We start from the raw sequence: 20,320 nt of genomic DNA on the forward strand, positions 1-20,320 counted from the left end.
GGTGGACCGCGCGTGTTCGCGCGTTTCTGGAATTCCGTGATGCCCCTCCCGTACACACGGGTCCGGAGACCAGCCATTCATTGAGGAGATTCATCATGCTCGGACTCATCATTGGCCTCGGCGGAGCCGCTCTCGGCCTCGGGCTGGGACTCGGTGGAGCCGCGCTCGGCGTCGGACTCGCCCTTGGCGGGGTCGCGCTCGGCCTCGCAGGCGCCGCACTCGGACTCGGATTCGCTCTGCTCATCAGCGACCGGAACATCAAGTACGACATCGAAGAGCTCGCAGCCTGATCCGCCGATCACGGCATGCACCCGGCACACGGTACCCGGCACCCAGTGCCGTGGCTGAGGTCGCGCTGACCACCCCTCGGTGAACGAGGTCAGGCGACCGCCGACAGCGGGTTGTCCGCGTCCGCGGCGAGGAAGCCCTCGACGAAGACCAGGAACCGCTGGTGCAGCTGCCGGAGTTCGGTCACGGAGTACAGGTCCCGGTTCGCGAGGAAGTCGATACGGGTGGCGCCCTCGATCGCGCCCGGGCGGACCCGGACGGTCAGGTCGTCGACCCGGCCCGTGGTCAGGACGTGCAGCGCGCCGTCCAGCGGTCCGAGGGGGATCTCACTGTCGGCGAGCATCAGTTCGATGGTGGGGCCGAAGGAGGCGGCGCGGTCGCCGATCACGCCGACCTCGCGTGCGATGTCCTCCTGGCGGTGGCGCTGACGGCTCAGTGCTCCCGCGAGTTCCCGGCCTGCCGCCGTGCTCGCCTCACCGACCGTCATCCCGGCGCCCGCGGACAGGCGCAGCGGGACCACGTTGGCGAGCGATCCGCCCGAGCGGCGAAGGGCCGCATTGCCCCTGGCGGGGGTCGGGAGCGTGACGGTGACCTCGTCCCGCCCTGTGTGCTGTGCCAGGAAGGCGCCGAACGCGGCGACCACCGTCGGCGCCGACAGAGCGGCTCCCGGGGTCGCGGGCGCCAGCTCGCCGCCGATCACGACGGGCTCGGACTGCGACGGCGCCGCAGCGCCCGCGAAGGTGACCGGGTCCGCGACGCCCGCCAGATGCTCGGCCCAGGAGTCGCGGTCGCGCTCGAAACGCTCGGAAGTCCGGTAGCTCGCATCGGATGCGACCACTGCCTCGAGGTCGAGGGCACCGGACGGGCTGGCGGCGGCGCCGACGAACGCATGGGTGTAGAGCTCGGCGGAGCGTTCGATCAGCGTGCGCAGGCCGTGCGCGTCGAGGGCGACCTGGTGTGCGCGCACGTACCAGAAGGTGTGCTCTTCGCTGATCCGCAGCACGGCCGCGACGATGAGCTGGTCGGCCGACAGGTCGACCGGCCGGGAGTGTTCCTCGCGCATCCATTCCCGTGCGGCGGCAACGGGGTTCACCCGGCCGCGGAAGTCGACCTGCACGACGAAGTCGTCGTCGGCGGCGGCGAGCGTCTGGTACGGGTGTCCGTCGACCTCGAACACGTGCAGGCGTCCTGCCCCGAATTCCCGTCCCGCCCACCGGGCCGAGTCCATGAGCAGGTCGATGTCGATGGCGCCGCGGATGTCGACGTACTGCGCGACGGAGATCGGTGCGTCACCGGAGACGCGCTGGGAGAACCAGACCGAGTGCGCTGCGGCGGAGAGCGGGAGTACCCGCGCCCTGGCGCCGCTACCTGACATGCTGGTGGGCTGCACTGGCTGGTTCACGAAACTCTCCCTCGACTCGGACTTCGGTGACCGGGAACTGCTCTGGTCTCAAAGTCTCGTCGGAGGGCGGGGGTGCGGACAGTCCCCCAAGCGGTGGGGCGGGCGACACCCAGGGTGATGGATTCACCACCCTGGGTGGGCGTCCGACGTCAGAACAGGGGGCCGCCGCCGAAGGCGGTGCGATGCGAGGCAGGCTGGGCGCCGTCCACGTCGGTGATCCCGTACTCGAGGGCGGTCTCCGCGGTGATCTGGGTGCTCCCGCTGAGCTTGCCGACCTCCGGATCGTTGGCGAGGGCGACGATCACCCGGCCGATGAACTCGGGGGTCTCGGCTTCGGAAAGGGGGAACCCGGCGAAGCTCTCCATCCCGCTCGCCAGCATCGCCTCGTTGCGCACAAGGCCGGGCCAGAAGGACAGCGCGGTGACGCCGGTGCCCTTGAGCTCGACCGCCATGTCGGCTGCCATCTTGTCGAGGCCGGCCTTGGACATCCCGTACAGCACCGAGTGCAGGTAGCCGCGGGTGCCGAACGAGGAGATGTTGCCGATGAGGCCGGAACCCCGCGGGACCATGAGCTTGGCGGCCTCGACGCTGGCGACATAGTGTGCCCGTAGCCCGATGCCGATCAGCGAGTCCCAGTCGCTGATCGGACGCTTCCAGAACGGGTCGGAGAAGCCCGCGAAACCCTTTGGATGGGCCCAGACGTTGTTGACCAGCAGGTCCAGTCGTCCGGACTGCTCGTCGGCGATGCGAGCGAACAGCGCCTCGATCTGAGCGTCGTCGCTGTGGTCGCACTGCACGGCGATCCCGGTGCCGCCGCGAGCGGTGACCTCGGCGGCCGTCGCGTCGAGTGGGCCGTCGGTCCCGACCTCGCCGCGGGCCGTGACGTAGACCGTCCAGCCGTCGGAGCCGAGGGCCAGCGCGATGCCCTTGCCGACGCTACGGCTCGCCCCGGTGACGAGGGCCACCCGCCGCTCACTCGTTGCTTCACGAATAGTCACTGCGCCACCCCCGCGAACTGGCCCTCGGACACCACGGCGTCGGGGGAGAGCGGGCGGGTCAGGGACCAGGTCTCGGTGAAGTGGCACTTCGACATGCGCCACTCGCCGTCCTCGAGCACGTACTCGTCGTCGTACTCGCCGGTCGAGACGGTCTCGGTGTTCTCGAGCAGGTTCAGCTGGCGAAAGCGGAGCGTCCACCGCCCCGTCGCGGTGCCTGCACCGGTGATGGTGATGTCGGGGTGCAGGCCGTGGTGCATGTCGAGGATGACGTGCTTGCCGCCGACCTGGTGCAGCGCGATCTTCTCGAAGATCGCGGCCATCGGCTCGATGTCGTCGAACGAGCCGAGGCGGCCGTAGTCGATGTTCGCACCCGAGCGGATGAAGCAGGCGCGGAAGGACTTCGGGTCCTTGCCGTCGCACGCACGCCAGTACCGGTGCTTGAGGTTCTTGATCGCTTCGATCTCTTCGAGGGCGGCGATCCGTTGCTCGAGGTCCAAGGTGAGTCCCGTTCTGTGGTCACTGATCTTCTGTGTCCTGGACCATAGGTGGCCCGGGTCACACCGCGCAGCAATCCTTCCCACAGTGCGGGCAGGACCTAAGTCCGAGCGGCCGCGGCGGCGTTCAGGATGGCCGCCGACCCCGAGATCGCGGCGTCGAGGGTCTGGCCGAAGGCGCACTCGGAGAGTTCGGCGAGCGCCGGGTCCTCGTCGAAATGCTCGGGCGCCTGCATGGCGAGCAGGACGTTGAGGAGCATCCCCTTCGCGATGAACTCCCGCGCCTTCTCCGGGGTGCACCCGGTGCGGGTGCGGATCTGGGTGTAGATCTCCGACATCGCGGCCCTCGCCTGCGCGCCGATCTCGGGTGTTCCGCCGGCGGAGAAGCCGTGCATCATCACCAGCAGCAGGTCGCCGTCGGAGATGAGCTCGCCGTAAGACGCGCCGAGCACGGTCCAGAAGTCCTCGCTCTCGGGGTCGATACCGCCGGGCTCGGCCGCGATCCGGTCCAGTTCCCGGTCGAAGGCCGCCACGATGCTCGCCAGCGCCCGTGCGAAGACCTCGCGGAAGAGCTCGGCCTTGGAACCGAACATCCGCACCACGTAGGGCTGCGAGACCCCGGCCTCCTTGGCGACCGCGTCCGTGCTGGTGCCCGCGTAGCCGCCGCGCGCGAAGGCCCGCGAGGCCGCGGCCAGCACGAGCTCGCGACGCTCCGGTGCGCTCATCCGGGTCGCGGGACGGGGGGACTTCGTCGACTCAGCGGAGTCGCCTTGAACTGCCATGTTGACAGGTTATCACTCGATGCCTTAGCGTTTCGATTTAAGTAATCATTTGATGCTTACAAGCTGATCTCCGCTGCGAGGAGTGGTGATGACCGCAACAACCGATGAACTCGATGTCCTGATCGAAAGCCCGCCGCGAACGCAGGCCGGGCGCAGGGTGCCGATCTGGCTGGCGATGCTCGCGGCCTCGCTGCCGATGTTCATGGCAACCCTGGACAACCTGGTGATGACCAGTGCGCTGCCCGTGATCCAGGCGGATCTCGGTGCCTCGGTTGGGCAGCTGCAGTGGTTCATGAACGCGTACACGCTGTGCTTTGCGACGTTGATGCTCTCGGCGGCGACGCTGGGGGATCGGTGGGGCAGGCGGCGCATGTTCCTGTACGGCATCGGGCTGTTCACCGTCGCCTCGATCGCCTCCGCGCTGTCCACGACGCCGGAGTTGCTCATCGCGTCGCGGGCCCTGCAGGGGGCCGGTGCGGCGGCCATCATGCCGCTGTCGCTGACCCTGCTCGCCGGTGCCGTGCCCGCGTCCAAGCGGGCGCTCGCCATCGGTGTCTGGGGCGGGGTGTCCGGCCTCGGCGTCGCGCTCGGCCCCGTGGTCGGCGGGGCCGTGGTCGACGGCGTCTCCTGGCAGGCGATCTTCTGGCTCAACGTCCCGGTCGCGGTGATCGCGGTGCCACTCGCGCTCTACGCGCTCGGTGAATCCCGTGGCAGGCGTGAGCGACTCGACGTGCTCGGGGTCCTGCTGGCGGGCGCTGGTGTCTTCCTCGGTGTCTGGGGAATCGTGCACGGCAACGACGACGGTTGGACGTCCGCGAGCGTGCTCGGCGCGCTCGCCGGTTCCGTGGCCATGCTCGGCGCGTTCGTGTTCCGGGAGGCGCGCACCTCGAACCCCGTTATGCCGCTGCGGCTGTTCCGTTCGCGCAGCTTCTCGATGGCCAACATCATCGGCCTCGCGTTCACGCTCGGCATGTTCGGGGCGGTGTTCCTGCTGGCCCAGTATCTCCAGATCGTGATGGGGTACAGCCCATTCGAGGCGGGCCTGCGCACCCTGCCGTGGACGGCCGCACCGATGGTGGTGGCGCCCATCGCGGGCATCCTGGCGCCGCGGGTCGGCCTGCGGCCGCTGCTGATCGTCGGTCTCGTCCTGCAGGCGGCATCGCTGGTGTGGATGTCCCAGGTGCTCGAGCCGGGCGCAGCCTACGGCGAGATGGTGCCCGCGTTGGTGATGGCGGGCATCGGCATGGGGCTGACCTTCGCCCCCAGCGCGACCGCGGTGCTCGCGGACATGGCGGAGGTGGACCACGCGACGGCAAGCTCCGCGAACTCCACCATCAGGGAGATCGGCGTGGCGCTCGGCATCGCGATCCTCACCGCGGTGTTCCTCGGCAACGGCGGCAGCCTGACCCCGGCCGGCTACGCGGAGGGGCTCGAGCCGGCGCTGCTCGTCGGAGCGGGCGCCGTCGGGGTCGCGATCATCGCGGCACTGTTCATGCCGAGCCGACAGACGCAGCAGGTCTAGTCGGAGGGCTCACCTGGGAACGGCACCGTCGGCGGTGCCGTTCCCAGGATCGCGCGCCAATTCGCAGCGCGCAGAGCCGTTTCCGTCAGCGCGTCGACCGCGGCCTGCCGGGTGGGCTCGGACTCGGCCCGCTCGATCACCGATCGCCACGCGACCGCGGTATCGGCCTCGACCGCTGCCGCCAACTGGATCGCGGAGATCGGATCGACCACAGGGAAGGGCATGGTGTAGCCCGAGTCGGCCCCCGGCGCACGGACCCCGGCAGCGGTGAGCGCATCGATGGTGGCGTCACGCCTGGCCCGGTGGGCCGCCGCGCTTGCCGAGACGTCGCCGATCCGGGCGGGGTTCGAGAAGGCGGCGATCAGGCCGTATGCGTAGACCGCGGCGTGCTCGGCGCGCAGGGCGTCGGACAGGGCCTGCTGCTCAGGCCCGAGTGACGAGGTGGGGCTGGGCGAGCTCACAGCAGCAACACCGCCTGCTCCGCAGCGACGGCGGCGCTGATCGAACCGAGCAGGCCTGCCCGGTAGCCGGACAGGCGACGGGCCAGGCCCGCGGCGTCGCGCTGGGACGTGGCCAGTTGGGCGCGCAACTCGTCGATGGTCGGTGGGGGCGGCGCGGGCTCGGTGGGGGAGCCGGTCTGGCTCGGCGATGCCATCGCGGACGGATCGACGCCTGCCGCGCGCGCGACCTCGGCCGAGAGTGCGTCGGCGTGGGCGCCGCGCTCGCTCGCGATGACGCTCAGTGCTCCGGCCCGCTCGGGGGCGAGGGCGGTCGCTGCGGTCGCGGCGGCCACGTCCCGGCGCGCCGATTCCGTCGCGGAGATCAACGGATCGGGTTCGGCGGAGTCCCGGTCGGAGGAGTCGGACGTGCACCCGGCGGACATCGCGAGCGTGGTCAGTCCGACCGTCGCGGCGCCCGCGATCCGGAAGGCCGAACGCCGGGAGATCGGTGACGGGTTGACGGCTACAGGCACCCGACCATCTTGACAGGTGCCCCGTCGATCGCGGCCACCGAGGCTGGTCACGAAGCCGTCAAATGCGCGATATCCTTGATCATCGCGCCGGAACCCATTTCGGGCGCGCACGACTTGTGCACACGTGACCTGCCGACCACAACTGAACGAGGGAGCTCCACTGATGCCGGTTCCGCCGAAGGAGAGGGTGATCGAGCTTCTCTCCGATCTGGTTCATCGCCAGGGATACGACCTGGAGGATGTGGCGGTCACCCTCGCGGGCAAGCACAGTGTGGTCCGGGTGATGGTCGACAGCGACACCGGACTCGACCTCGACGACGTCGCGGAGCTCAGTCGGGAGATCTCCGAGATCTTCGACGCGGCATCCGAATTCGGGGAGGCTCCCTACACGCTCGAGGTCACCTCGCCTGGGATCGACCGGCCTCTGACGGAGGAACGGCACTGGCGCCGGGCACGGGGCCGCAAGGTCAGGATCGACCTCGCCGACGAGAGCCTGACCGGTCGTATCGGCATGCTCGGGGACGGCGTCATCTCGATCGTGCTGCCTGGCAAGGGTGGTCCGTCGGTGCGGGAGATCGCGCTCGCCGACATCGGCAAGGCGGTCGTGCAGGTGGAGTTCTCGCCTGCGAACGAGCGAGAACTCGAACTGGCTGGTGGCGTCGCCGAGGGTCGCGTGGACTCGGCACAGATCGATGAGACAGATTTTCAGGTTGATGAAGAGGTAGAGGGGTAGACAAGTGAATATCGACATTGCCGCGCTGCGCGCGATCGAGGTGGAGAAGGGTATCTCCGCCGGCACCATCATCGCGGCGATCCAGACCGCGCTGCTGACCGCGTACCGCCACACCGAGGGCCACCACGCGCACGCGCGGATCGACGTGGACACCAAGACCGGTGTCGTCCGGGTCATGACCCACGAGGTCGACGCCGACGGGAACATGATCGGTGAAGAGGTCGACGACACCCCGGAGGGCTTCGGGCGGATCGCCGCGACCACCGCTCGACAGGTGATCCTGCAGCGTCTGCGCGACGCCGAGCACGAGCGCAGCTTCGGCGAATTCTCCACGCACGAAGGCGAAATCGTCGGCGGCGTCATCCAGCGCGACACCAGGGCCAACGCCCGCGGCATGGTGGTCGTGCACATCGGCAGCGAGGCCAGCGGCGCCGAGGGCATCATCCCGGCGGCCGAGCAGGTGCCGGGGGAGAGCTACGAGCACGGCGAGCGGATCAAGTGCTACGTGGTCGGGGTCACCCGCGGCCAGCGTGGCCCGCAGATCACCCTGTCCCGGACGCACCCGAATCTGGTCCGCAAGCTGTTCGCGCTCGAGGTCCCGGAGATCGCGGACGGTTCGGTCGAGATCATCGCCGTCGCCAGGGAGGCAGGCCACCGGTCGAAGATCGCGGTTCAGTCGCGGGTCCAGGGCCTCAACGCCAAGGGCGCGTGCATCGGTCCGATGGGCCAGCGGGTGCGCAATGTGATGAGCGAACTCGCGGGCGAGAAGATCGACATCATCGACTACGACCCGGATCCGGCCCGGTTCGTCGGGAACGCCCTCTCCCCGTCGAAAGTGGTGTCGGTCACAGTCGTGGACGCGGATGCGCGTGCCGCCCGGGTTGTCGTCCCCGATTTCCAGTTGTCCCTCGCCATCGGCAAGGAAGGGCAAAATGCCCGCCTGGCAGCGCGGTTGACCGGGTGGCGAATCGACATCCGCAGCGACGCCGAGCCCGCCCAGGATCGGCCTGCCGGACCCGCTTCCTCGCGTGTCTAGGGGCGGCATGCGGGAAACTGGCCCGATCAGCGGTAGAGTGGTCAATGGCTCGGCGTGAGCTTTCGGTACAGGCGCGTGCGAAACCCGGGAAACCGGTCCGTACGTGCATCGGATGCCGTAAACAAGCGCTGGCCGCTGATCTGCTGAGGATCGTTGCGCGAGAGGTGCAGCCGCAGGGCTGGACGCTGGTGCCCGACCCGCGACGCAGACTTCCGGGGCGAGGTGCCTGGTTGCACCCCGACCCGCAATGTCTGAGTCAGGCCGAGAAGCGCCGAGCATTCGGCAGAGCACTGCGAGTGTCCGGAAGCCTGGACACGGCGGCCCTCGATCAGCTGATCGAATCGCTCCCACAACAGAGCAGTACCTCTCGAGAAGTCAGGCAAACAAATCATGAGCACACCGTGAAGCACCAGCGATGATCGTCCATCGGAGATAACCCGAGGTCGTGCGGGCACCCAGCCGCGCTCGACCTCTCAGTGAGGAGAGCAGTGGCAGGCAAGGCCCGCGTGCACGAGTTGGCAAAAGAACTCGGTGTCACAAGCAAGGAACTACTCGCGAGGCTCAAGGAGCAGGGCGAGTTCGTGAAGTCGGCGTCCTCCACCGTGGAGGCCCCGGTTGCACGGCGCATCAGGGAGTCTTTCCCCGGCGCACAGTCGGCAGATGCCGAGGCAGCAAAGCCCAAGACCCCGTCGCCCAGCGCGGCGAAGCCCGGTGCCCCGCGCCCCGGCCCGAAGCCGGCGGCCCCCGCGCCTGCGGCTCCGGCTCAGCCGGTCGCCCCCGCGGCGCCCGCGGCACCGACCCCGGCCCCCGCCGCCCAGCAGCCGGCACCGCGTCCGGCCGCGCCCGCGGCGCCGGTCCCGTCCGCTCCGCCGGTCCCCGCACCCGCGGCTCCGGCCGCACCCGTGGCACCCGCCGCGAGCGCGACACCGGCCGCACCGGCGGCCCCCGCGGGTCCGAAGCCCGGCCCGAAGCCGCCGCGCGTCGGTAACAACCCGTACTCCTCGGCCCCGGCGGAGCGCCCCGCGCCCCGCCCGGCGCCCGGTGCACCCCGGCCCGGCGCCCCGCGCCCCGCACCCGGCCAGGGCGGTCCCCGTCCCGCGCCCGGCGCACCGCGTCCGGCCGCAGGTCAGGGCGGTCCCCGCCCGGCTCCCGGCCAGGGTGGCCCGCGTCCGAGCCCCGGCTCGATGCCTCCTCGCCCGAACCCGGGTGCCATGCCGTCTCGTTCGGCTCGGCCTGCTCCCGGCGCCGGCCGTCCCGGTGGCGGTCGTCCCGGTGGACCGGGCGGTCGTCCGCCCGGTGGCGGCGGATACCGCGGTGGCGGAGCTCCCGGCGCAGGTGCAGGCACGGGCGCTCCCGCCGGTGGCGCTCCCGCTGGTGGTTTCCGCGGTCGCCCCGGTGGCGGCGGTGGCCGTCCCGGCCAGCGCGGTGCCGCGGCAGGCGCGTTCGGTCGTCCCGGTGGCGCCCCGCGTCGTGGACGCAAGTCGAAGCGTCAGAAGCGGCAGGAATACGACTCCATGCAGGCGCCCGCCGTCGGCGGCGTCAGGCTGCCCCGCGGCAACGGCGAGACCATCCGTCTCGCCCGCGGCGCATCGCTCTCGGACTTCGCGGAGAAGATCGACGCGAACCCGGCAGCACTCGTGCAGGCGCTGTTCAACCTCGGCGAGATGGTCACGGCCACTCAGTCGGTGAACGACGAGACCCTCGAGCTGCTCGGCGGCGAGATGAACTACGTCGTGCAGGTCGTCAGCCCGGAGGACGAGGACCGCGAGCTGCTCGACTCGTTCGACCTGACCTACGGCGAGGATGCCGGTGGCGAGGAGGACCTCGAGTCCCGTCCGCCGGTGGTCACCGTCATGGGCCACGTCGATCACGGTAAGACCCGACTGCTCGACACGATCCGTAAGGCCAACGTCCGTGAGGGCGAGGCAGGCGGCATCACCCAGCACATCGGCGCCTACCAGGTGCTGACCGAGCTGGACGGCAACGAGCGTCTGGTCACCTTCATCGACACCCCCGGTCACGAGGCCTTCACGGCCATGCGTGCCCGTGGTGCGAAGGCCACCGACATCGCGATCCTCGTGGTCGCGGCCGACGACGGCGTCATGCCGCAGACGGTGGAGGCGATCAACCACGCCCAGGCGGCCGACGTGCCGATCGTGGTCGCGGTGAACAAGATCGACAAGGAGGGGGCGAACCCCGACAAGATCCGCCAGCAGCTCACCGAGTACGGCCTCGTCACCGAGGAGTACGGCGGCGACACGATGTTCGTCAACATCTCGGCCAAGCAGGGCACCAACATCGATGCCCTCCTGGAAGCGGTGCTGCTGACCGCGGATGCCTCCCTGGATCTGCGCGCCAACCCGGATATGGACGCCCAGGGTGTCGCCATCGAGGCGCACCTCGACCGTGGCCGTGGCCCCGTCGCGACCGTGCTCATCCAGCGCGGAACGCTGCGGGTCGGCGACTCGATCGTGGCGGGCGACGCCTACGGACGCGTTCGCAGGATGGTCGACGAGCACGGCGACGACGTGCTCGAGGCGCTGCCCTCGCGTCCCGTCCAGGTGGTCGGCTTCACGTCGGTCCCCGGCGCAGGCGACAACCTGCTCGTGGTCGACGAGGACCGGATCGCCCGGCAGATCGCGGACCGTCGCAATGCGCGCAAGCGCAACGCTCTGGCCGCGCGCAGCCGCAAGCGGATCAGCCTCGACGATCTCGATGCAGCGCTGAAGGAGACCTCGCAGCTCAACCTGATCCTCAAGGGCGACAACTCGGGCACCGTCGAGGCGCTCGAGGAGGCACTGCTCGGCATCCAGATCGACGACGAGGTGCAGTTGCGCGTCATCGACCGCGGTGTCGGTGGCGTCACCGAGACGAACGTGAACCTGGCCTCGGCCTCGAACGCGATCATCATCGGCTTCAACGTCCGCGCCGAGGGCAAGGCCACCGAGCTGGCGAACCGCGAGGGCGTCGACATCCGGTACTACTCGGTGATCTACCAGGCCATCGACGAGATCGAGAAGGCCCTCAAGGGCATGCTCAAGCCGATCTACGAAGAGGTCGAGCTGGGCAAGGCCGAGATCCGCGCCATGTTCCGGTCCTCGAAGGTCGGCAACATCGCCGGCTGCCTGGTCACCTCCGGGTCGATCAAGCGCAACGCCAAGGCACGCCTCATCCGCGACAGCGTCGTGGTGGCGGAGACGGTCACCATCTCCTCGCTCAAGCGGGAGAAGGACGACGTCACCGAGGTCCGCGAGGGCTACGAGTGCGGTCTGACGGTCACCTACAACGACATCAAGGTCGGTGACGTGATCGAGGCGTACGAGCTGCGCGAGAAGCCGCGCGACTGAGCAGAGTGACACCCCGTGCGCGCCCCGTCGACCGCTGGTCGGCGGGGCGCGCACTGGGCAGACCGACGGGAGGGCTCGTTGTACCTCGGTGCTCTTGAGCTGGACATCCTGCTGGGCGACGTGCACTCCCTCAAGGAGAAGCGATCGGTGGTCAAGCCCGTGATCGCTGCGCTGGCCCGATTCGGGGTGTCCGTCGCCGAGACGGGCGAGCACGACCGGTACCGGCGATCACTGCTCGGGGTCGCGGTCGCGAGTGCCGACATCGGCCATCTCACCGAGGTCCTCGACACCTGCGAGCGTCACGTGGCCGGCCGACCGGAGTTGCAGTTGCTCGCGGTGCGGCGAAGGATCTTCGGACCCGAGGATTGACTCGGTGTCCGTATGGAATTGAATGGCTTCACGACGGCGGTGCCGTCAGAACACAACGACGGCGGTGCCGTCAGAACACGCTGACGGCAGCGCCGTCGGACAGAAGGGACCCCGTCATGGCAGATCCGGCGAGAGCGCGCAAGCTGGCCAAGCGCATCGCGACGATCGTCGCGTCGGCGATCGGGGGCGAGATCAAGGATCCGCGCCTCGACTTCGTCACGATCACCGACGCCAAGGTCACCGCGGACCTGCACGACGCGACCGTCTACTACACGGTTCGCGGCGTCGACCTGGAGACCGAACCCGACTACGAGGGTGCCGCGGCAGGCCTGGCGAAGGCCACCGGGTCGCTGCGCTCCAAGGTGGGCGCGGGCACCGGCGTCCGGTTCACCCCGACGCTGACCTTCGTCGCCGACACCGTGCCCGACGCGGCCCGGCACATGGAGGAGCTCCTTGCCAAGGCCCGCGCGGCCGATGACGAGGTGGCCCGTGCCAGGGAGAACGCCACGCATGCCGGCGAGGCCGATCCGTACAAGGAGCCGCGCTCGGTGGACGACGAGGACGACGACCGGGTCGGCGAGGACGACTAGGGCCCGGGATGACCGTGACCGAGCAGAACTCCGACGTCGACCTGGCCGCTGCGGTCGGGCTGTTGTCCGCCGCCGCATCGGTGACGGTGTTGTGTCACATCCATCCGGATGCGGACACCATCGGCAGCGGGCTCGCCCTTGCCATCGTCCTCGAGCGCAAGGGCGTCCCCGTTCAGGTGGCGTTCGCCCGACCGGACGAACTGCCCGAGTCGATGAGCGGCCTGCCGGGCACGCACCTGCTGGCCGCGGCCGCGGACGTCAACCCCGAGGTGGACCTGCTGGTGACGGTGGACTGCGGTAGCCGCGGCCGGCTCGGTCACCTGGCCGACCGCTTCGACGGCGCCCGTACCAGCCTGGTCATCGACCACCACCGCTCGAACACCCGGTACGCCGAGCACAACCTGGTCGACGAGTCCGCCGAGTCGACGACCGCGATCATCACCCGGCTCCTCGACGAGTGGGGCGTGGAGATCGATCGGGACATCGCGCACTGCCTGTACGCGGGTCTGGTGACCGACACCGGATCGTTCCGCTGGGTCCAGCCCGGTACCCACCTGCTGGCCGAGCGGCTCATCGACACCGGCATCGATTCGGCGGAGATCGCGCGCGGGCTGCTCGACACCCATCCGTTCGGCTGGCTGCCGATGCTCGCCGCGGTGCTCGGGTCGGCGCAGTTGGTCCCCGACTCCGCCGGGGGGCTCGGTCTCGTGTACGCGCTGCTCAGGCACGAGGACACCATCGGCATGCGCTCCGAGGAGATCGAGAGCGTCATCGACATCGTGCGCACCACGTCGGAGGCGGAGGTCGCCGCGGTGCTCAAGGAGACCGCGCCCGGTCACTGGTCGGTGTCGTTGCGGTCGAAGGCCGCCGTCGACGTGTCCACCGTTGCCGCGCGGCTCGGCGGGGGCGGACACCGGTTCGCGTCCGGATACACCGCCGAGGGCGACAGCGAGTACGTGGTCGCCGCGCTGCTCGGCGCCCTCTCATGAGCGACATTGCCTGAGGTGTCGGCCCGCAGGAGTCGGGCCGAACCGTCCCCCTCGCGGATTCTGGCGCTCGCGCTGCCCGCGCTCGGCGTGCTGGCCGCCGAACCGCTGTACCTGCTCTTCGACATCGCGGTGGTCGGCAGGCTCGGCGCGCTGCCGCTCGCCGGTCTGGCCGTCGGCGGGCTGATCCTGGCGCAGGTCAGCACCCAGCTGACCTTCCTGTCCTACGGCACCACCGCTCGCGCCGCCCGGATGCACGGTTCCGGTGACGATGCGGGCGCGGTCCGCGAGGGCGTGCAGGCCACCTACCTGGCCGTCGGCATCGGACTGGCGATCATCGCCGCGATCCAGGTCCTGGCCGTGCCGGTCACCTCGCTGATCGCAGGCGGCGGAGACATCGCCGCGGAGGCGCTGTCCTGGCTGCGGATCGCGGTGTTCGGCGCGCCCCTGATCCTGGTGGCGATGGCGGGCAACGGCTGGATGCGAGGGGTGCAGAACACCGTGCGCCCGCTGCGATTCGTGCTGGTGGGACTCGGGCTGTCCGCGGTGCTGTGCCCGGTCCTGGTGCACGGCCTGCCCGGGGCGCCGCGCTGGGAATTGGCCGGTTCCGCGATCGCCAACGTCGTCGGGCAGGCGGTCACCGCGGTGTGCTTCGTGGTGGCGCTGCTGCGGCAGGCTCGCTCGGCGGGACCGCGGGTTTCCCTGCGGCCCGACTCGGCGGTGATGCGGGCCCAGGTGGTGCTGGGCAGGGACCTGATCCTGCGGAGCCTCGCGTTCCAGGCCTGCTTCCTGTCGGCGGCCGCCGTCGCGGCCCGGTTCGGAGCGGCAGCGGTCGCCGCCCATCAGGTGGTCCTGCAGCTGTGGAACCTGGTCGCGCTGACCCTGGACTCGCTCGCGATCGCCGCGCAGACGCTGGTCGGGGCGGCGCTCGGCGCGGGCAGGGCGACGCAGGCCAAGGGGCTGGCGCGGCGGCTCACCGAGTGGTCGACGGTGTTCGCGGTGGCGCTGGCCGCGGCGTTCGCGCTCGGGCACACGGTGATCCCTGCGCTGTTCACCGACGACGCCGCCGTCATCGACCAGATCGACGTCATCTGGTGGTTCTTCGTCGCGATCATGCCGGTCGCCGGGGTGGTCTTTGCGCTGGACGGGGTGTTGCTCGGCGCGGGCGACGCGCCGTTCCTGCGCAACGCGACGCTCGGTTGTGCGATCGTCGGTTTCCTGCCGCTGATCTGGCTCTCGCTCGTCCAGGACTGGGGTCTGGCGGGAATCTGGTCGGGGCTTACGGTGTTCATGGTGCTGCGGATGCTGGCCGTCGTGTGGCGGGTTGCTTCCGGGCGATGGGCTGTGACCGGCGCCGACATACAGGCGGGAAGGTAGTGCACGTGACACGCAAGCTGTGGGCGGTGAGCGACACCCATGTCGGGCATCGCGGAAATCGTCCGATCACCGAGGAGCTGTACCCGGATTCGCCGGAGGACTGGCTGATCCTGGCGGGAGACGTCTCGGAGAAGACCGATGACATCGCCTGGGCACTGAAACTGCTCCGCGGCCGGTTCGAGAAGGTGATCTGGGTGCCGGGCAACCACGAACTGTGGACCACGGCGAAAGATCCCGTCCAGATCCACGGCGCGGCCCGGTACGACTACCTGGTCGCCATGTGCCGCGAGCTCGACGTGACCACCCCCGAGGATCCCTACCTCGTCTGGGAGGGCGAGGGCGGCCCGGCCACGCTGGTGCCGATGTTCCTGCTCTACGACTACACGTTCCGGCCGCCGGGATCGATCTCCAAGGCGCACGCCCTGCAGATCGCAAGGGACAAGAACGTGGTCGCCACCGACGAGTTCCTGCTCTCGTGCGAGCCGTACAGCACAAGGGAGGCGTGGTGTCACGCCAGGGTGGAGGCGACCAGGGCCCGCCTCGACGCGCTGGACCCGACCGTTCCGACGGTGCTGATCAATCACTTCCCGCTGGTCCGCGAGCCCACCTCGGTGCTGTTCTATCCGGAGTTCTCGTTGTGGTGCGGCACCGAGCTGACGGCCGACTGGCACACCCGCTACAACGCCATCTGCAGCGTGTACGGCCACCTGCACATCCCGCGCACCACCTACTACGACGGCGTCCGCTTCGAGGAGGTCTCGCTCGGCTACCCGCGTGAGTGGCAGCGGCGCGGGATGCCCGAGCGGCTGCTGCGCCAGATCCTGCCGGTGCCGGAGTACCCGCCGGGCACGCTGAACAAGTGGGGCGGCCATTTCAAGGTCACCCCGGAACAGGAAGCCGAGTTCGATGCGATGAGGGCGGGGCGCGCGTGATCGAGAAGATTCTGCCGACCGGCGTCGTGTTCGCCGAGCTGTTCGAGGATCCGCCGGGTCTCGCGGCGCACCCGCAGGAGGAATCGCTGATCGCAAGGGCGGTCGAGAAGCGCCGCCGCGAGTTCACCAGCGCGCGGCACTGCGCGCGGGTCGCGCTCGGCAAGCTCGGTATGGACCCGGCGCCGATCCTCAGGGGCGAGCGGGGCGTCCCGCTGTTCCCGCGCGGGGTTGTCGGCAGCCTGACGCACTGCGACGGCTACCGCGGCGCGGTCCTGGGCTACTCGATGCAGGTGCGGTCCGTCGGCATCGACGCCGAGCCGCACGGTCCGTTGCCGGACGGTGTCCTCGACGCGGTCAGCCTGCCGGAGGAGCGCACCGCGATCGCGGCGTCCGCGGCGGGCGCCGTGCACTGGGACCGGATCCTGTTCTGTGCCAAGGAGGCCACCTACAAGGCCTGGTTCCCGCTGACGAACCGCTGGCTCGGGTTCGAGGAGGCGCACATCACCTTCACCCTGTCCGAGGCCGCGGCGGGCACGGCGGAAGGCACCTTCCACTCGAAGCTGCTGGTGCCGGGGGAGGCGCTGTCGGGCCCGCCGCTGTCCTCGTTCGACGGCCGCTGGATGGTCGCCGACGGCCTGGTGATCACCGCGATCACCGTCCAGTAGTCTCGAAACCCGTGTCTTCTCACCGCAAACCGTCCTCCGGCCTCGTTGGCGCCGGGCTGCTGATCGTCGACAAGGACGCGGGGATGACCAGTCACGACGTCGTGGCCCGGTGTCGCAAGATCTTGAACACGCGCAAGGTCGGACACGCGGGCACCCTCGACCCGATGGCGACCGGCGTGCTGGTGCTCGGTGTCGAGCGGGCCACCAAGATGCTCGGGCTGCTGGCCCTGACCACCAAGGCGTACACGGCGACGATCCGGCTGGGTCAGGCGATGACCACCGACGACGCCGAGGGCGAGCTGGTCTCGGAGGCCGATGCGTCCGCCGTCACCGACGCCGAGATCGCGGCGGTGATGGCCACGCTGACGGGCGACATCTCCCAGGTCCCCGCCAGCGTCAGCGCGATCAAGGTGGACGGGCAGCGGGCCCACAAGCTGATTCGCGCGGGTGAGGAGTTCGAGCTCAAGGCGAGGCCCGTCACGGTGGACCGGTTCGAGCTGACCGAGACCAGGCGCGAGGGCCCATTCGTCGACCTCGACGTCGAGGTCGAGTGCTCGTCCGGGACCTACGTCCGGGCGCTGGCCCGCGATCTGGGCGCCGCACTCGGTGTCGGGGGACACCTGACCGTCCTGCGGCGCACCAGGGTGGGCCCGTTCACCCTGGAGCACGCGCGCACCCTCGAGACGCTCGCCGAGGATCCGGCGGTCAGCCTCGACATCGATCAGGCGGCCCAGACCGCGTTCGCACACCGGCAGATCGACGCCGACCAGGCCGAGTCGATCAGTCAGGGACGGTGGCTGGAGCCGGTCGGGATCCCCGGCACCTACGCGGCGATCGACCCCAGCGGGCACACGATCGCGCTGCTGCAGGAACGCGGCAGGCGGGCTAGCTCGGTGATGGTGGTCCGCCCGGCGACGCTGCGGGAGCACTGACGGCGCTGCCTGACCGCCGGCCCGAGTCGGGCGAATCCTCGACGGGCACCCCCGGCCGGAGTAGCCGCCAGGCCAGGAACAGCAGCAGTGCCACTCCCAGCAGGAGCAGCACGACGGTCGTGGGAACGGCATCGCCCCACCGCATGACCTGGGACTCGAGCGCGAAACCGGTATCGGCTCCGATGGTTCCCGCCAGGGCGGAGGTGCCGTCCGAGAATAGGAACAGGACGCCGACGGCAATGAAGAAGAGGCCGGAGATCAGCGTTGTCGTGTGGATGTGGAACCGGCCGACCGTCATGGCGCGACCGCGCAGCCAGCGGCGGTGACCCAAATCGAAACGGTCCCAGAGGATCGCCATCAGGAACAGCGGCATGGCCATGCCGAGGGCGTAGACGGCGAGCAGCGAACCGCCGTGAAGGGGAGAGGAACTCAGCGCTGCCACGGTGAGGATCGATCCCAGGATGGGTCCGACACAGAATCCGGACAGGCCGTAGACCATGCCGAGCAGGTAGACGGCGCCGCCCCTGTCGGAACGGCCGTGCTGCGCCATCTTGCGCTGGGCGAACTCGGATGAGAAGCCGCGGCCGAGGATCTGCATGATGCCGAGCACGATGATGGTCAGGCCGCCGATGGTGATCACCGTCTCGCGGTGCCGGGTCAGTACCCCTCCCATGAGGGAACCGGCCGCGCCCAGCGGCACGAGCGTCGTGCACAGGCCCAGGTAGAACGTGCCGGTGCGGGTCAGCAATTTGCCGGTGGAGGTGAAGGAGTAGGCGAAGAAGCTGGGCAGCAGCAGCGCGCTGCACGGGCTGAGGAGGGCGAGTAGTCCGCCGAAGAACGCTGCGCCGTAACCGATTCCGAAGCTCACTACCGACCCGCCTCGGTGCCGTCCTGCAGACCGGCCTCGATGACGGCGATCATCTGTTCGATCGGCCGCGCGCCGAGGACCGGCCTGCCGTTGATCAGGAAAGCCGGGGTGGAATTGATCCCGATGCCGATCGCCTCGTCGACATCGGCTTTCACGGCGGCGTGCGCGGCGTCGGAATCCATGTCGGCGCGGAATCTGGTGAGGTCGGCGACTCCGGCCTGCGCGGCCCATTCGGTCAGCCGATCGGCGGTGTAGACGCCGGTGTTCTTCTTGGCGGGCGAGTGCTCGAACATGATCGAGTGCAGCTCCGGGAACTTACCCTGCTGTCCGGCGGCCCAGCCGGCGCGCGCCGCGAGTTCGGATTCATCGCCGAAGAGGGCGAGGTTGCGCCACTCGATCCGCAGTTGGCCACTGTCGACGTACTTCTCGACCAGTGTCGGTTCGGTGTTCTGCGCGAACTGGCGGCAGAACGGGCACTGGAAATCGGAGTACTCGATCATGACCACCGGCGCGGTCGCCGAACCCCGCGCCAGCGGGTCTGCGGCATCGCGGCGCGCGAGTGCGGCCAGCTGTCGGTACATCGCGTTGTCGCCGGACTGCGTGGCAGCGGCCTTGGCCTGCTCGGACCCGGCGCTCGTATCGCTGTCGAACTGGGAGATCGCCAGGACGAGCAGTGCGACCGCTGCGAGGACGGCTAGCCCCGCCGCGATCTTGCGGGCGGGGGAACTGGTGGGACGCGACTTCATGGGACGACTCCTGACTGCGCGCGCCGACTCACCGGGCGCGCGAACTACGAATTGAGGACATGACGAAGCCCGGCTCGAGCACCACCCGTCGGGGTGATGTCGAGGCCGGGATCGGTCGTCTAAATTCGCAGAACTGTGGTCAGAACCAGGGCCGGTGATGGGGGACCGGTCGTGTCGACCGGCTTGAAGTCGGCGTGATTCGAGCGCCCGAGCGCCACCGCGGTCGGCACCTCGTAGCAGGGGAGCGGCACCCGCAGGTCCTCGCGATGCGGAACCCCGGCCTGCATCGGCGCGGCCGGTGCGGCCGGATCCTTACGGCAGGATGGCGACTCGCCTGCGATTTCCTGATGAGCTGCGGTGGCAGGCACGGCATGGGCGAGCGCGGGACCTTCGGCAACCACGGTCGGCTCCGCGAGCGGCCAGGCGGCGACGATACCGATGATCAGCCCGATGATCGCGGTCAGCACGCCTCCGAGCAGCACGGTCCGGCGTTGCGGAGACGGGCGCCGATGCGACCCGGATCGGGAAATCACCTGCCGCATCCGGGTCAGCCCTCGACGAGCCAGATCGCCTCGGCGGCCGGGTTGCCCAGGTCGACGGTGTCGTCGACGTCATCCCCGAGCCGGACCGACACGGTGCCGGCGAAGTCGCGGCGTTCGACCACCGTGATGGTCAGGTCGAGGGCGATCCCCACCGTGTCGAAGTACCGCAGCATCGCCGGGTCGGAGTCGGAGATCCGCGCCACCCGGCCGCTCTCGCCGTCCGCGAAATCGCTGAGCTGGCGGGCGGGCGGGGTCGGGATCGCGCCGTCGGCGGTCGGGATCGGGTCGCCGTGCGGGTCCCGCTCAGGATGGCCCAGCTTGGCGTCGATCCGGGCGATCATCAGCTCCGAGACCGCGTGCTCGAGGACCTCGGCCTCGTCGTGCACCTCGTCCCAGCCGTAGCCGAGCTCGTTGACCAGGAAGGTCTCGATCAGCCGATGCCTGCGCACCATGCCGATCGCGGCGGCCCGGCCCCGGTCGGTCAGCGCGATCGAGCCGTAGCGGGCGTGGTCGACAAGCCCCTGGCCCGCGAGCTTGCGGATCGCCTCGGACACGGTGGAGGCCGACACGCCGATCCTCTCGGAGAGCATCTTCGTCGAGACGTGCTCGCCGGACCATTCGCCGGCCGTCCAGATCACCTTGAGGTAGTCCTGCGCGACGGTGGTCAGGGATTCCGGCGCCGCCGCACTCCCGGTCTCGCTCGGTCCACTCTTGCTCTCGGCCACGATCATGAGCTTA

Annotated in this window: 23 protein-coding genes; 13 read left to right on the forward strand and 10 right to left on the reverse strand. The window is 69.7% G+C overall.

Features of this window, described 5'->3' with window-relative positions; genetic code table 11:
* The first annotated feature begins 95 nt into the window (after window positions 1-95).
* On the forward strand, window positions 96-290 hold the full coding sequence (locus BR31_RS27150) for a hypothetical protein (protein WP_037175197.1): 195 nt from the start codon (window positions 96-98) through the stop codon (window positions 288-290).
* Between the two features lie 89 nt (window positions 291-379).
* On the opposite strand, the gene BR31_RS0101615 is transcribed toward BR31_RS27150, so the two are convergent.
* The 4 genes from BR31_RS0101615 to BR31_RS0101630 form a co-directional block, all read right to left on the reverse strand.
* Window positions 380-1,690 carry a condensation domain-containing protein gene (locus BR31_RS0101615; protein WP_156042331.1) on the reverse strand — a complete coding sequence of 437 codons (1,311 nt, stop codon included), beginning with the start codon at window positions 1,688-1,690 and terminating at the stop codon, window positions 380-382.
* Window positions 1,691-1,839: 149 nt separating this feature from the next.
* On the reverse strand, window positions 1,840-2,688 hold the full coding sequence (locus tag BR31_RS0101620) for an SDR family NAD(P)-dependent oxidoreductase (RefSeq protein WP_442970169.1): 849 nt from the start codon (window positions 2,686-2,688) through the stop codon (window positions 1,840-1,842).
* Window positions 2,685-3,185, reverse strand: a complete 501-nt coding sequence (locus BR31_RS0101625; RefSeq protein WP_027499413.1) for a nuclear transport factor 2 family protein — start codon at window positions 3,183-3,185, stop codon at window positions 2,685-2,687. Before BR31_RS0101625 ends, BR31_RS0101620 begins: the two co-directional genes overlap by 4 nt.
* 98 nt (window positions 3,186-3,283) lie before the next feature.
* A complete protein-coding gene (locus BR31_RS0101630) occupies window positions 3,284-3,964 on the reverse strand; it encodes a TetR/AcrR family transcriptional regulator (protein ID WP_051636869.1) in 681 nt (226 codons plus the stop codon).
* A gap of 88 nt (window positions 3,965-4,052) precedes the next feature.
* Here BR31_RS0101630 and BR31_RS0101635 point away from each other — a divergent pair, with 88 nt between their 5' ends.
* On the forward strand, window positions 4,053-5,486 hold the full coding sequence (locus BR31_RS0101635) for a DHA2 family efflux MFS transporter permease subunit (protein WP_027499415.1): 1,434 nt from the start codon (window positions 4,053-4,055) through the stop codon (window positions 5,484-5,486).
* On the opposite strand, the gene BR31_RS0101640 is transcribed toward BR31_RS0101635, so the two are convergent.
* Both BR31_RS0101640 and BR31_RS0101645 read right to left on the reverse strand, forming a co-directional pair.
* A complete protein-coding gene (locus BR31_RS0101640; protein WP_027499416.1) occupies window positions 5,483-5,947 on the reverse strand; it encodes a ferritin-like domain-containing protein in 465 nt (154 codons plus the stop codon). The two genes, BR31_RS0101635 and BR31_RS0101640, sit on opposite strands and share 4 nt — an antisense overlap.
* Window positions 5,944-6,459 carry a hypothetical protein gene (locus tag BR31_RS0101645; protein ID WP_027499417.1) on the reverse strand — a complete coding sequence of 172 codons (516 nt, stop codon included), beginning with the start codon at window positions 6,457-6,459 and terminating at the stop codon, window positions 5,944-5,946. Before BR31_RS0101645 ends, BR31_RS0101640 begins: the two co-directional genes overlap by 4 nt.
* Window positions 6,460-6,622: 163 nt before the next feature.
* Between BR31_RS0101645 and rimP the strand changes: the two genes are divergently transcribed.
* The 11 genes from rimP to truB all read left to right on the forward strand — a co-directional run bounded on the left by rimP (window position 6,623) and on the right by truB (window position 17,426).
* Complete coding sequence (gene rimP / locus BR31_RS0101650; protein ID WP_027499418.1) at window positions 6,623-7,192, forward strand: ribosome maturation factor RimP; 570 nt, start codon at window positions 6,623-6,625, stop codon at window positions 7,190-7,192.
* 4 nt (window positions 7,193-7,196) lie between these two features.
* Window positions 7,197-8,228, forward strand: coding sequence for a transcription termination factor NusA (gene nusA, locus BR31_RS0101655; RefSeq protein ID WP_027499419.1), 1,032 nt, complete (start codon window positions 7,197-7,199; stop codon window positions 8,226-8,228).
* Between the two features lie 44 nt (window positions 8,229-8,272).
* Complete coding sequence (locus BR31_RS30875) at window positions 8,273-8,647, forward strand: YlxR family protein (protein WP_081830265.1); 375 nt, start codon at window positions 8,273-8,275, stop codon at window positions 8,645-8,647.
* A gap of 69 nt (window positions 8,648-8,716) precedes the next feature.
* Window positions 8,717-11,575, forward strand: a complete 2,859-nt coding sequence (gene infB, locus BR31_RS30880; protein WP_081830266.1) for a translation initiation factor IF-2 — start codon at window positions 8,717-8,719, stop codon at window positions 11,573-11,575.
* A 78-nt stretch (window positions 11,576-11,653) separates the two neighbouring features.
* Complete coding sequence (locus BR31_RS0101670) at window positions 11,654-11,944, forward strand: DUF503 domain-containing protein (protein WP_027499422.1); 291 nt, start codon at window positions 11,654-11,656, stop codon at window positions 11,942-11,944.
* A gap of 116 nt (window positions 11,945-12,060) precedes the next feature.
* Window positions 12,061-12,534 (forward strand): 30S ribosome-binding factor RbfA, encoded by a 474-nt coding sequence (gene rbfA, locus BR31_RS0101675; protein ID WP_027499423.1) that lies wholly within the window; start codon window positions 12,061-12,063, stop codon window positions 12,532-12,534.
* 8 nt (window positions 12,535-12,542) lie between these two features.
* On the forward strand, window positions 12,543-13,523 hold the full coding sequence (locus tag BR31_RS0101680; RefSeq protein WP_027499424.1) for a DHH family phosphoesterase: 981 nt from the start codon (window positions 12,543-12,545) through the stop codon (window positions 13,521-13,523).
* 15 nt (window positions 13,524-13,538) lie between these two features.
* Window positions 13,539-14,897 (forward strand): MATE family efflux transporter, encoded by a 1,359-nt coding sequence (locus BR31_RS0101685; RefSeq protein ID WP_037175199.1) that lies wholly within the window; start codon window positions 13,539-13,541, stop codon window positions 14,895-14,897.
* A gap of 5 nt (window positions 14,898-14,902) precedes the next feature.
* Window positions 14,903-15,829, forward strand: coding sequence for a metallophosphoesterase family protein (locus tag BR31_RS0101690; protein WP_027499426.1), 927 nt, complete (start codon window positions 14,903-14,905; stop codon window positions 15,827-15,829).
* Window positions 15,826-16,494, forward strand: a complete 669-nt coding sequence (npt, locus tag BR31_RS0101695; protein ID WP_027499427.1) for a 4'-phosphopantetheinyl transferase Npt — start codon at window positions 15,826-15,828, stop codon at window positions 16,492-16,494. Before BR31_RS0101690 ends, npt begins: the two co-directional genes overlap by 4 nt.
* Before the next feature lie 11 nt (window positions 16,495-16,505).
* Window positions 16,506-17,426 (forward strand): tRNA pseudouridine(55) synthase TruB, encoded by a 921-nt coding sequence (gene truB, locus BR31_RS0101700; protein WP_027499428.1) that lies wholly within the window; start codon window positions 16,506-16,508, stop codon window positions 17,424-17,426.
* Here the strand turns inward: truB and BR31_RS27155 are convergent.
* The 4 genes from BR31_RS27155 to BR31_RS0101720 all read right to left on the reverse strand — a co-directional run bounded on the left by BR31_RS27155 (window position 17,380) and on the right by BR31_RS0101720 (window position 20,313).
* Window positions 17,380-18,294 (reverse strand): cytochrome c biogenesis CcdA family protein, encoded by a 915-nt coding sequence (locus BR31_RS27155; protein ID WP_081830267.1) that lies wholly within the window; start codon window positions 18,292-18,294, stop codon window positions 17,380-17,382. The two genes, truB and BR31_RS27155, sit on opposite strands and share 47 nt — an antisense overlap.
* Complete coding sequence (locus BR31_RS27160; RefSeq protein ID WP_051636870.1) at window positions 18,294-19,040, reverse strand: DsbA family protein; 747 nt, start codon at window positions 19,038-19,040, stop codon at window positions 18,294-18,296. The genes BR31_RS27155 and BR31_RS27160 overlap by 1 nt, the downstream gene beginning before the upstream one ends.
* A 119-nt stretch (window positions 19,041-19,159) precedes the next feature.
* Window positions 19,160-19,507 carry a hypothetical protein gene (locus BR31_RS0101715; protein WP_156042332.1) on the reverse strand — a complete coding sequence of 116 codons (348 nt, stop codon included), beginning with the start codon at window positions 19,505-19,507 and terminating at the stop codon, window positions 19,160-19,162.
* A gap of 80 nt (window positions 19,508-19,587) precedes the next feature.
* Entirely contained in the window at window positions 19,588-20,313 is a 726-nt protein-coding gene (locus BR31_RS0101720) for a metal-dependent transcriptional regulator (RefSeq protein WP_051636871.1), read from the reverse strand.
* Window positions 20,314-20,320: the final 7 nt, after the last annotated feature.

The sequence above is a fragment of the Rhodococcus sp. UNC363MFTsu5.1 genome, from assembly GCF_000686785.1.
Lineage (GTDB): Bacteria > Actinomycetota > Actinomycetes > Mycobacteriales > Mycobacteriaceae > Rhodococcus_G > Rhodococcus_G maanshanensis.